Source organism: Methanosarcina barkeri MS (genome assembly GCF_000970025.1).
GTDB lineage: Archaea > Halobacteriota > Methanosarcinia > Methanosarcinales > Methanosarcinaceae > Methanosarcina > Methanosarcina barkeri.
Genome location: NZ_CP009528.1, coordinates 3,750,883 through 3,762,858 on the forward strand (window position 1 = coordinate 3,750,883; position 11,976 = coordinate 3,762,858).

Genomic DNA, 11,976 nt, shown 5'->3' on the forward strand with positions numbered 1-11,976 from the left:
TCTGTGTGGAAGATGTAATCACACTTGAAAACTGACTTTAAAAAAGGATTGAGAAATTTGTCACTTAAGATTCGTGTAGTACTTGTAGAGCCCATGTATCAGGGAAATGTCGGATCTGTTGCAAGAGCAATGAAGAACTTTGGATATAATGACCTGGTGCTTGTAAATCCCTGTAAACTCGAAGGAGAAGCAAGAGCCATGTCATCGCATGCAAGAGATGTCCTTGAAGGAGCAAGAATTGTCTCAACGCTTGAAGAGGCTGTGAAAGGCGCAAACCTGAGTATAGGAACTACAGGGGTAGCAAGCCTGAAAACCGGAGAACACATCCGTCTTCCACTCTATACATCCAGAGAGCTCAAAGAGAGACTGAAAGATTGCAGCGGCACGATTGCAATTCTTTTCGGGCGCGAAGACACAGGTTTCCGGAACGATGAGCTAAAAAGTTTTGATATGCTTTTTACGATTCCAACTTTTGAAATATATCCGATTATGAATCTATCACATGCCGTTGCAGTGGTGCTTTATGAACTCTCGGACCTGGAAGGAGGAAACAGTCCGCTTGCTGATGGGTTTGATCTCCAGCTTTTATACGAGCATATGGAAAAATTACTGGAGGAAATCGATTATCCTCCTCATAAAAAAGACAAAACTTATCTGATGCTGCGGAGAATATTCGGAAGGGCAGGTCTAACCCCCAGGGAAGTTCAGACTTTAAGGGGCGTAATAAAAAAAACCGAGCGAAAAATGGGATACGCATTAAACGAGCCTGAAAGTCAGGAAACAGAAGTTTCGGCCAGTATAGAAAAGTTCATATGAGAATAAACCTGTTTTTAAATCAGAATTTGTGATACATATTATTACTTTTTTTTTAAAATCCTTTTTTAGGCAGAAAACCGTAAAGACATATGAAAATTTTACTTAAAGCCAGATAGAGAATGATATGACTGAAACAGAAAGCAAGTGGGATGAAAAGCTAAAGAGGTTTTTTAAAGACTATTACTGGAATGAAATCCTCCAGCTTGCAAACGAGTATCCAGATCAGCGAAGCCTTAGCGTGGATTTTACGGATATAGAGAAGTTTGACAGAGAGCTTTCAAAAGAATTCCTTGACCATCCAGAAGAACTTATAAAGGCGGCTGAGGCTGCCCTGAAAGAAATCGACCTTCCTGTAGAAAAAAGCCTGGAAGAGGCTCATGTAAGGGTAATAAGAATCCCAAACCGAATACCTATAAGAGATTTAAGAAGCAAGCACCTCTCGCGCTTTATTGCAATCGAGGGTATGATAAGGAAAGCAACTGAGGTGAGACCAAGAATTACTAAAGCTGCTTTTGAGTGCCTCAGGTGTGGACATATTACTTTTGTGGACCAAAACAGCTTCAAATTCGAGGAGCCCTTTGCAGGTTGTGAAGACGAAAATTGTGGAAAGAAGGGGCCCTTTAAGGTAAGGATAGAGGATTCCACCTTTATCGATGCGCAGAAACTGCAGATCCAGGAATCGCCTGAAAACCTGAAAGGAGGTTCACAGCCTCAGAGCCTTGAGGTGGACTCTGAAGATGACCTGACAGGAAATGTCACCCCCGGAGATAGGGTTATAATTAATGGAATCCTGAAATCGAGACAGCGCACTCTGAAAGATGGGAAATCTACCTTTTATGATCTTGTGTTAGAAGCAAATTCCATAGAGCACCTTGATAAGGATTATGACGAACTCGAAATAACTGCCGAAGATGAAGAAGAGATCCTTGAACTTTCCCATGATCCTGAGATTTATAACAAAATTATTAGTTCTGTTGCGCCTTCGATCTACGGATACGAGGACATAAAAGAAGCTCTTGCCCTTCAACTGTTTTCTGGAGTTGTGAAAAACCTTCCTGACGGTTCCAGAATAAGAGGCGATATACATATTATGCTTGTAGGAGACCCAGGAATTGCAAAATCCCAGCTCCTGCGCTATGTTGTCAAACTTTCCCCTAGAGGAGTTTTTACTTCAGGGAGGAGCGCATCGGCAAGCGGTTTGACTGCGGCTGCCGTAAAAGATGACCTCAACGATGGTCGATGGACGATCGAAGGCGGTGCCCTTGTCATGGCTGATATGGGGATCGCTGCGGTTGACGAAATGGACAAAATGAAAACCGAGGATAAAAGTGCCCTGCATGAGGCAATGGAACAGCAGACGATAAGTATTGCCAAAGCGGGAATTATTGCCACTCTTAAATCCCGCTGTGCCCTCCTGGGAGCTGCAAATCCGAAATATGGACGTTTTGACAGGTATGAGAGCCTTGCAGAGCAGATAAGTATGCCACCTGCACTGCTTTCCCGTTTTGACCTTATCTTTGTTTTGCTTGATACTCCTGACCATAATATGGACACTAAAATTGCAAACCATATTCTGCAGTCTCATTATGCAGGAGAACTCTTCGAGCAGCGGGAGAGACTTCCCGGCTCTCATATTAAGGAAGATTTTGTCGAAGCCGAAATGGAAGTTATCGAGCCTGTAATTCAGCCTGAACTCATGCGAAAATACGTTGCCTATGCCCGGAAAAACGTGTTTCCTGTAATGGAGGAAGATGCAAAAGCTTACCTGATAAGTTTTTATACGGACCTTCGAAAAACCGGAGAGAGCAAAAATACCCCTGTGCCCGTAACTGCGAGACAGCTTGAAGCGCTTGTCCGCCTCTCGGAAGCAAGCGCAAGAGTCCGCCTGAGCAATACGGTCACGCTTGAAGATGCAAAAAGAACTATCAGAATCGAGATGAATTGCCTGAAAAACGTAGGTGTTGACCCCGAAACCGGAGTCCTTGATGCAGATATACTTGCATCTGGAACAAGCATGAGCCAGAGAAACAAGATAAAAATCCTGAGAGATATAATTAAGAAGGTAAGTGAGAAGCATCCGGGAGCTAAAGCCCCTCTCGAAGAGGTTTATGCCATAGCTGAAAACGAACACGGAATAGACAGGGTTCATGCCGAAGAGAACATTAAGAAAATGAAGCAAAGAGGAGACCTGCTTTCTCCAGACCAGAACCATATAAGGCTTGTTTAAGTTTAAGGTTTGTTGAAGTTGAAGAATTGTGTTGAAGTTTAAAGTTTGTTGAAATTGAAGAATTATTTAAGCCGAAACGAAGCAAATTGCTGAAAGTTCCAGGATCTGTTTTCCAGACCCCTGGAAAGAGAAAAAAGTCTACATAACACCTACATAGCAATTATGTGAAGACGGTTAAGCTGTAAATACTAAAAGGGCAATACTATTTAAAAGGGAGAGTATGTATATAAAAATATATAAAAATGGGGAGCATGTGCTTGTTGCGGCCTGCGATAAGGAAGTGCTCGGAAAGACCCTGAAACACGGCAATACCGTAGTGGAGATCAGCAGGGCCTTTTATGAAGGGGAACACGTTTCCGAAGAAGAACTCAAGAAAGCCCTTGAAGAAGCTACGACTGCAAACCTCTTTGGAGAAAGAACAATTAAGTTTGGTATAAAATGCGGGTTGATTGATCCGGATTCAGTAATAATAATTGACGGCGTACCTCATGCCCAGATCTTCAGGATCTAATCCAGTTTAAATTAATCCCCTGAGAGCCTGAGTCAAGCGAAAGCCAAACAACTGGTTATCAGGGCTGATTATATACCGGAATAGAGAACATATGTATAAAATAAAATGCAGATTGTGATACAGTGACTGAGAACATTGACGAAGCCGGAATCAGAGTGCAGACAGAAAAGGAGCTGATCTCCGCAGTTGTGGAAAAACACAGACGGTTTCTGGAAGAATATAAAAAAGAGTTTGGAGAACTGGACAACAGGTTGAGCCAGGTCGAAGAAAATGTAAAAAATGCAAAGAATGTCAGAATCCAGATGGAAGAGAGAAAAGAAGTCCTCAAGGAGAAACGCCAGCAGTTTTACCATCAAACCGAAGCACTCCTTGAAAAAGAAATATTTCCTAAACTGGATCTGATTACTGCAAATAAACTCCAGGAAGAGATTAAAAAACTCAAAGGGCAGATCGAACCTGAAGAAGAGCAGAGACTTAAAGACTCATTTATGGAAAAACTGAGTGAAACTATTCGGGCAGCAGGACTTGGAGAAAATGTTCTCCTGCAAACGGGTGCAAGAATGGAAGAAGCCAGGAATTCAAATATTGAATTAAAAGAAATAATAAAGTCTGAAAAACAACTTACAGAGGATAAAGGCAGTAAAGGTGAAGAGGTTTCTAAAAGCAAATCCCAGCATAAATGGCTCAGCACCAGAATAAAAAACCACGAAGAAGCCCTGAATTACTGGGAAAAGTTGAAAATATAACCCATTTTTGAAAACACGCGGGTGATAATACATGACCAACGACGTTTCAAGCACAGAAATTGCAACGGCCGACCTTTCAAACCTTAACGAACGGGAGCTGAAGGGCAAGGTAAACGAGCTCAGGAGCAAGATAGAGAAAAGCGAAAGGCAGTTGGCATCGATTTTTAAGGAACTGAAGATTAACAGGACCGATATCGACGAGCTGAGAGAAAAGAGAGACTCTCTGAACCATCAGGTTAAGGAAAGGGTTGCAAAAGCACAGGGACTAAGAGATAAGCGGGACGAGATTAACAAAGCAATCAGGGAGTATAAGGGAAAAAGAAGTGATGTAAACTCAAAGACTCAAGAACTGTTTTCAGGAATTGCTGGACTTAAGGAACAGCGGGACGAATACAATAAATGTTCCCATGGAAGTGTGGAATCCCTCACAAAGGCTTATGAAGCCGAACTTGACTCTTTTCTAAATAAAGAACTGCCTCTTACAGTGGAAATAAAAATATTCCAGAAACTCAACGACCTTGAGAAACGTCTGCAAGCTGCAAAGAAGGCAAATGACCTGCATGCTCAAATCCAGGAAAGCTATAAAGAATCAAAAGGAATTCATAAGAGAGGAGATGAACTCCACGAAAAGATTCAGGCTCTCTCAGACGAATCTCAGACCTGCCACCTGGAAATGCTCGAAAATTTTAAGTCTGCAGACGAAATCCGAAAAGAAGCAAATACATATCATGCCCAGCTTACGGATAAAATCACAAATATAAACTCAATTAAAGAAAAAATCGACCCGCTTAAGACCAACATTGCTAATAACCGGAAGGAACTCTCCTTATATCTGGACAGGTTAAAAGACCTGCAACTTATGAAAGAAGAAAATAAAGCAAACCAAAAACACAGCGACGCCCGCGAAAAACTTCAGAAAAACGCTCGTATGAGCCTTGAAGATCTTAAGCTCCTTATCGAGAAGGGAGACGTTAAATTCTCCAATGAGTAAGAACTTGGGAAACTCAGGAAGAGAACTCGGAAACTCAGGAAGCCGGAGACAAAAACCAGTTTCATTGAAAATGTCCCCGGTTTATATTTTAAATGGATTTCTTTTTGTCTATTAAAATGCCTTTCCATTTACTTTGGTTAAATAATTTTATATTGTGGTTAGATTAAAATCTTTTGTTATTCCGTTTAAATTTATTTTTCCATTGTATCATTAAAAACCATTATATCGTAAAAATGTTATTTTTTCTTACCTTTTCCTGCAAAGAGACCTGTCACTAGAAGCACGGCCCCCAACCCAAGGAGGAAGAGAGGTATATCAAAGCCCTCAGCTTGAGTTTCCAGTCCAGGTTCAGAGGAAGAAGAGTTATTATTCGAAGCGTTGTCAAAAGATTCGGTTGGCGTTTGAGGCACAGGAAACCTGGGGTCAAGATACTGATATACAGGTGAAAACTTTACAAGTACTCCATCTGCTCCTTCGTATATCGTATCCACGGTAAGATTAAGGATTTCCGTAGAGTTATTAGAATATACAAATTGAGAGCCTTCAGTAACGATATCATCCTGAAGGGGAACTCCGTTCCTGCTAAGTTCAATCCAGACTCTTTTGCCTTCGGTATCTGCGCCTTTTATGTAAAGCTGATAGTTCTGTATAAAGTCATGGGAGTAGCCTGATCGGATATAAATTTCCTCTCCATTAATAGCAATAATAGAAAGGCTGTCTTTATCGGCAGGAATAATGGAAAGCTTTTCTTTACCGGCAGGAATAACAGAAAGCTTTTCTTTATCGGCAGGAATAATGGAAAGCTTTTCTTTACCGGCAGCAGCTAAAGCAGGTGATATCGAGTAAAAGACTGAGAGGCATAAGGAGATAAGGAGGAAAAAGAAAAATACAGAAACAAGGTTTGCCTCCTTAACTTCCTTTCTTCTTTGTTTACCTGGACCGTGCATAAATGCATCTGCCTGCAATAATTTCTTCTCTGGTATCGTCAGCTTTTCTTATTACGAGAGCTCCGTCTGGAGTTACTCCTACGGCTTTGCCTTCTATAATTCGTGAAGGCGTCGTAACTTTTACATCTCTTCCTATGGTATCGGAGAGAGCAAGCCAGTCATTGAGAATGTGTGAGAATGGCTGGGTCTTGAAGAGTATATACTGCTGCTCAAGTTCAAAAAGGAAATCTTGCAGGAGCGAGACCCTTTTTATATGCCTTCCAAGCTCGGCTTTCAAAGTTGTGGAGCCTGCACGGAAAGATTCAGGGATATCTTTCAAATCCATATTTACATTAATCCCTATTCCCAGCACAACATAATCTACTTTATCCACCTCGGCCTTTGCCTCGGTAAGAATTCCACAAACCTTTTTTCCATTAATTCGGACATCATTTGGCCATTTAATGCGAGCGTCAAGGTCCATATTACGAATAACGTTTGCAACTGCAAGCCCTGCAACCAGGGTAAGCCTTGAGGCATGCCTCAGAGGGACTCCAGGCTTCAGGATTACAGACATCCAGATTCCACCATGAGGAGATATCCATTCTCTGCCCAGCCGGCCCCGGCCTCCTTTCTGCACTTCGGCAATAACAAGCGTGCCTTCTTCTTCCGATGCCGCGATTTCTTTTGCAATACTGTTTGTAGAAGTTACCTCTTCAAAATAGTGAATTTTTTTTCCTAGAAGAGTCGTTTTGAGGCCCATCTGGATTTCTTCCGGGTACAGGAACTGGGGTACGGATTTCAGGACATATCCCCTTTTCGGAGATGATTCTATCTCATAACCATCAGCCTGAAGGGACTTGATATACTTCCAGACCATTGTCCTGGAGATCCCTAGCTTGAGCCCCAATTCCTCGCCGGAAACAGGACTTTTCTGTGCATCTTTAAGTGCCTTGATAATTCGAGATCTTTTATCTCCCATCATCGTACCCCATACAAATGTATGCGTTCAACCGTATATATTTTTTTAGTTTAAATTGTTTCATATCGAACGGACCTGAATCCTATTCCTGTTTCTCAGGAGGACACATGTCACCGCTGTGTTTTCTGTGCCATGCTCACATAGGCATGCACAGCAGCCGTAATGGCCGCAACTTTCTTGTCTTTTGCTTCAAGAGCCGAAGCCAGAGTAGCCCCTTTTTCAGCATCTGCTTTGACAACCTCTTCAACGGCTTCCATAATATTATTATCTTCGATAAAAGCCGTTGTCAGGTCGCCCCTGCGGAAGGCCGGATTACGCATGACTGCTTTATGGAAGGGTATATTGGTTTTTACTCCAACGACCACATACTCGTAAAGAGCTCTTTCCATCCTGGCAATCGCTGCATCCCTTGTCTTTGCCCAGACGCAGAGTTTCGAAATCATTGAATCGTAGTAAGGAGAAATGGTATAACCTGTATGTACTCCACTGTCCACCCTGATTCCGGGCCCACCTGCTGACCGATATCCACGGATCTTTCCGGGAGACGGAGCAAAGTCGTTTAACGGATCTTCTGCATTGATCCTGCACTCAATAGAATGCCCGTCAATAATAATATCTTCCTGATTAAATTCAAGCTTTTCTCCCCAGGCTATCCGAAGCTGCTCTCTTACAATATCGACACCTGTGACCATCTCAGTTATCCCATGTTCGACCTGCAAGCGAGTATTGACTTCAAGGAAATAGAAGTTGCCCTTTGAATAAAGAAACTCCACTGTCCCGGCATTTACGTAACCAATTGTCTTTGCTACCCTGACTGCGGCTTCTCCCATCTTTGCCCTGAGTTCAGGAGTCATGATAGGTGAAGGAGCTTCCTCAATAAGCTTCTGATGCCTTCTCTGAATGGAGCATTCCCTATCCGAAAGGTAAATCGTGTTTCCATATCCATCTGCCAGAATCTGGATCTCTATGTGCCTGGGCTCCTCGACATATTTTTCAATAAAAACCGAGGAGTCACCAAAAGCTGAGCCAGCCATTTGCCTGGTAGAGCTGAGTGCAGTGGCGAATTCATCGCTGGAATTAACTACTTTCATTCCAATTCCACCGCCACCTGCCGAGGCTTTAATCAAAACAGGATAGCCGATCTCTTCTGCAATTTTTACAGCCTCGACCGGGTCCTCAACTGCATCTTTCGTCCCTGGCACAATAGGAACACCAGCCTTCGCCATAAGATTTCTAGCCCTGATCTTGCTTCCCATTTCGGCAATCACATGGCTTGGAGGACCTATGAAAACAATTCCTTCTTCCTCACAGCGTTTTGCAAAGACCGGGTTTTCGGAGAGAAAACCATAACCCGGATGAATTGCTTCAGCTCCTGTGTTTTTTGCAACTGCAAGAATAGCTTCCATATTCAGATAGCTCTGGCTAGAAGGGGCCGGGCCTATTAGGTAGGCTTCGTCTGCATATTTGGCAAAGAGGGCGTTTTTATCAGCTTCTGAACAGACCGCAACAGTTGAAATTCCAAGTTCACGGCAGGCACGCATAACCCTGATTGCAATCTCACCGCGGTTTGCAATGAGTACTTTTTTGAACATGATGCCTTCCACCTCACTATATTATTCGATTGACATGATTATGTCACCAGGAGATACGGTGTCCCCTTCGGAAACAAAAATCTCTCTCACAACACCTGAATGGGAAGCATGAACAGCGTTTTCCATTTTCATAGCTTCAATGACAGCGATTGTATCGCCTTCTGCAACAGTATCTTCAACCTTGACCTTAAGAGAGAGAACCATGCCCTGCATTGAGACGCTCACAGCTCCTTTAACAGACTTAGCACTCGACTTTTTGGGAGAAGCCTCAGATATGGAAACTTCCCCACCAACAGGTTCAACCCGGACATCATAAATGTCTTCATCTACTTCGACCTTGAAATGAGTTGGAACTTTGTGTTCCTGCTGCACTTCAGGAGCAGGGGTAACTACTGCAAGAGCTTCTTCTTCCATTTCTCCTTTTAAGAATTTTGGAGCGATAGCCGGATAAAGAATATAGGTAAGTATGTCTTCTTCAGATTTAGCAATACCCATTTCTTCGGCTTCCTTCTTTCTTTTCTCGTATTCAGGCTTGAGGAGATCGGCGGGACGGCAGTGAATAGGTTCCTCGTCCCCGATTACCTTACCGATTATTTCCGGGCTTATGGGAGCAGGAGGGCGCCCGTAAAGGCCGCGCACATAATCCTTAACCTCTTTAGGAATAACCTTATAGCGTTCGCCCATTAGCACGTTAAGAACCGACTGGGTGCCTACGATCTGGCTTGTAGGAGTGACAAGGGGCGGATATCCAAGCTCCTTTCTAACCCTGGGCATTTCATCAAGTACAGCATCATATTTGTCAAGAGCGTTCTGTTCTTTTAGTTGAGATACAAGGTTAGAGAGCATCCCGCCAGGGATCTGGTAGATGAGTACGTTGGTATCGATCTGTTCGGAAATAGGGTCAAGTATGCCCCGGTATTTCTCTTTTAATATTTTGAAATATTTAACGACTTCTTCAAAATCATTCAGGTCCAGCCCAGTATCGTAAGGAGTACCTTTGAGGGCAGCTACGACTGTTTCGGTTGGAGGCTGAGAAGTTCCCCAGGCCAGTGGAGAAAGTGCAGTGTCCAGAATATCGACCCCTGCCTCACAGGCTGCCATATAGCTCATTGGAGCCATTCCAGAAGTGCAGTGGCAGTGCAGAGAAATCGGAATGGAGATTTCTTTTTTCATGGAACTGATTATACGTGTGGCATCATTTGGGGAAAGAAGGCCTGCCATATCTTTGATACAGATGGAATCGCACTCCAGTTCTTCAAGCTGTTTTGCAAGTTCAACGTATTTCTCAACGGTATGTACCGGACTTATGGTATAGCAAACCGTACCCTGTACGTGAGCACCAAGACCTTTTGCCACTTTGATAGAGGATTCCATGTTCCGGATATCATTAACAGCATCAAAAATCCGGAAAATGTCAATTCCGTTTTGGTAAGACTTAGTAACGAATTTCTCGACTACGTCATCCGAATAGTGCCTGTACCCTACAAGGTTCTGTCCCCTTAGCAACATCTGAGCGTAGGTGTCTTTCATTTCTTTTTTGATATCCCTCAGGCGCTGCCAGGGATCTTCATTAAGGTAGCGGATACAGCTGTCAAAGGTGGCACCTCCCCACATTTCAAGGGAGAAATACCCTATCTGGTCCAGTTGTTCAACCACTTCGAGCATATCTCTTGTCCGCATTCTGGTTGCCAGTAGAGATTGATGTGCATCCCGGAGGATGGTTTCGGTAATTTTTACACTCATGGATGAACCTCTTAAAATCGAATCAAAATAACCTGATTTACTATTCCTGATAGTAGACTTCGAATGGTTGTTCCAGGAAGTTTCATTTAATATGCCGAAATTATCCAGGTTAAGATTTTGATCCGTCTGAGTAAGTGTATAAGTCCTCAGATCACGGTTTTAATGTGATTTTCTGCGGTTTTACCGGAAAGAGGGATTTTTCGGTTTATATCTAACCGACTTTCCGGAACCGCAATCGGAGGATATCAATATTACAGATGTGAACGCAGTACTACATAGATCTGCGTTGATAAGAATTCTTTAATATTCAATTGTTAACAAGTATATACTTTTCGCCTGTTAACATTAAGAGAGCAACTTTTAAAAAAGTCCCAGGTTCCTGATATAACTTAAAAACCATTTAAAAAATTATGGTTATGAATCTAAAGTTTTAAGAAAGCTGTAAATAAAAAATATACCTGGCTGAACCGGGAAATAGCAATTTCCTTGAGTTTGCAGCCTTCAGATTAAACTTTTTGTTTTCTTCCTACAAAGAACCACTGATCGTAAGTCCCTTCAGAGTCGGTGTTGTCTACAATTTCACCATTAACTCCTGCCCTGAGCAGAGCTCCGGCAAGAATTTCAGCCTCAGTCTTACTGCTAACTGTAAAAAGCATGAGAGCCCCCTCATTTGCTACCGATGCCGCCTCTCTCATAATATTTACCCAGAGATCTTTATTGAATTCATAGACAAGCCCAAGCATAAATCCCATCACGGCATCAAAACTTCCTGGCTCAAAATATCTAGAAAGAGCCGTTGCATCCATTACAACCGTTCTTTGAGGGTTCAAAACTCCCTGCTCAAGCCCCTGACAGACTGTGCATTTGTTAATTTCTACAGCCAGCGGATTAAGCCCAAGCCTGTAGAGAGCAAGCGTGGACATTCCGTTTCCACAGCAGACTTCAAGAAGCCTGCCTTCAGGGTAAATCCCCTTTTTTTGAAGAACATCAAAGATTTCTGCGACCTTTCGAACACGATTTTCAGAAAAGACACTCCCGTAAGACTCAGGTCTGACCGCGCAACCCGGGCAGAGATTCCGGTTTACGAGCATAAGCGAATAGTACTCATTAACGGCGTCTCGCCAGGTTTCCGAAGAAACTTCAATATCTCTTTCAGGGAGAGTGAAAGTAAGAAGAGAATCGGTAAGGATTTCAAAATTCTTTTTAGAGCTATCTCTCGCAAGAGCTCCCGTAAAAACCGACCAGAAATCTACAGGGACTTCCTCGTCTGCCGAATTAAAAAGCAAAAATCCAAGTGTGTGTTCCCCTTCCCTAACCCTCAGTAGCCGCACCTTCTGTGCCTCTGCAAATTTTCGGACTCCGTTAAGATATAGGACTTACGCAGTTAAAATGCCGAAAACTTGATATCTTTATAAATATACTTATGGCTTAGTGTTTCTCTA

Annotated in this window: 10 protein-coding genes; 5 read left to right on the forward strand and 5 right to left on the reverse strand. The window is 42.9% G+C overall.

Going from position 1 to position 11,976, the window contains the following annotated elements; genetic code table 11:
* Window positions 1–57 precede the first annotated feature (57 nt).
* The 5 genes from MSBRM_RS15160 to MSBRM_RS15180 all read left to right on the forward strand — a co-directional run bounded on the left by MSBRM_RS15160 (window position 58) and on the right by MSBRM_RS15180 (window position 5,291).
* Window positions 58–816: an RNA methyltransferase gene (locus tag MSBRM_RS15160; protein ID WP_048157137.1), complete on the forward strand. Its 759-nt coding sequence runs from the start codon at window positions 58–60 to the stop codon at window positions 814–816.
* A gap of 124 nt (window positions 817–940) precedes the next feature.
* Window positions 941–3,043: a minichromosome maintenance protein MCM gene (locus MSBRM_RS15165; protein ID WP_048121591.1), complete on the forward strand. Its 2,103-nt coding sequence runs from the start codon at window positions 941–943 to the stop codon at window positions 3,041–3,043.
* A gap of 220 nt (window positions 3,044–3,263) precedes the next feature.
* Complete coding sequence (locus MSBRM_RS15170; RefSeq protein ID WP_048121593.1) at window positions 3,264–3,554, forward strand: DUF424 domain-containing protein; 291 nt, start codon at window positions 3,264–3,266, stop codon at window positions 3,552–3,554.
* Between the two features lie 122 nt (window positions 3,555–3,676).
* Window positions 3,677–4,300 (forward strand): hypothetical protein, encoded by a 624-nt coding sequence (locus MSBRM_RS15175; RefSeq protein WP_048121595.1) that lies wholly within the window; start codon window positions 3,677–3,679, stop codon window positions 4,298–4,300.
* Window positions 4,301–4,331: 31 nt separating this feature from the next.
* The gene (locus tag MSBRM_RS15180; RefSeq protein WP_048121597.1) at window positions 4,332–5,291 is read left to right on the forward strand and encodes a coiled-coil protein; all 960 of its coding nucleotides are present in this window, start codon (window positions 4,332–4,334) and stop codon (window positions 5,289–5,291) included.
* Between the two features lie 236 nt (window positions 5,292–5,527).
* Here the strand turns inward: MSBRM_RS15180 and MSBRM_RS15185 are convergent, their stop codons facing one another.
* From MSBRM_RS15185 to MSBRM_RS15205, 5 genes are all read right to left on the reverse strand, one after another.
* Window positions 5,528–6,238 carry an S-layer protein domain-containing protein gene (locus MSBRM_RS15185; RefSeq protein WP_048121599.1) on the reverse strand — a complete coding sequence of 237 codons (711 nt, stop codon included), beginning with the start codon at window positions 6,236–6,238 and terminating at the stop codon, window positions 5,528–5,530.
* Entirely contained in the window at window positions 6,222–7,199 is a 978-nt protein-coding gene (locus MSBRM_RS15190) for a biotin--[acetyl-CoA-carboxylase] ligase (protein ID WP_048121600.1), read from the reverse strand. The genes MSBRM_RS15185 and MSBRM_RS15190 overlap by 17 nt, the downstream gene beginning before the upstream one ends.
* A 110-nt stretch (window positions 7,200–7,309) precedes the next feature.
* Window positions 7,310–8,791 carry an acetyl-CoA carboxylase biotin carboxylase subunit gene (locus MSBRM_RS15195; protein ID WP_048156204.1) on the reverse strand — a complete coding sequence of 494 codons (1,482 nt, stop codon included), beginning with the start codon at window positions 8,789–8,791 and terminating at the stop codon, window positions 7,310–7,312.
* Between the two features lie 21 nt (window positions 8,792–8,812).
* Complete coding sequence (gene oadA, locus MSBRM_RS15200; RefSeq protein WP_048121604.1) at window positions 8,813–10,534, reverse strand: sodium-extruding oxaloacetate decarboxylase subunit alpha; 1,722 nt, start codon at window positions 10,532–10,534, stop codon at window positions 8,813–8,815.
* Between the two features lie 506 nt (window positions 10,535–11,040).
* Complete coding sequence (locus MSBRM_RS15205) at window positions 11,041–11,865, reverse strand: class I SAM-dependent methyltransferase (RefSeq protein WP_230668915.1); 825 nt, start codon at window positions 11,863–11,865, stop codon at window positions 11,041–11,043.
* Window positions 11,866–11,976 lie beyond the last annotated feature (111 nt).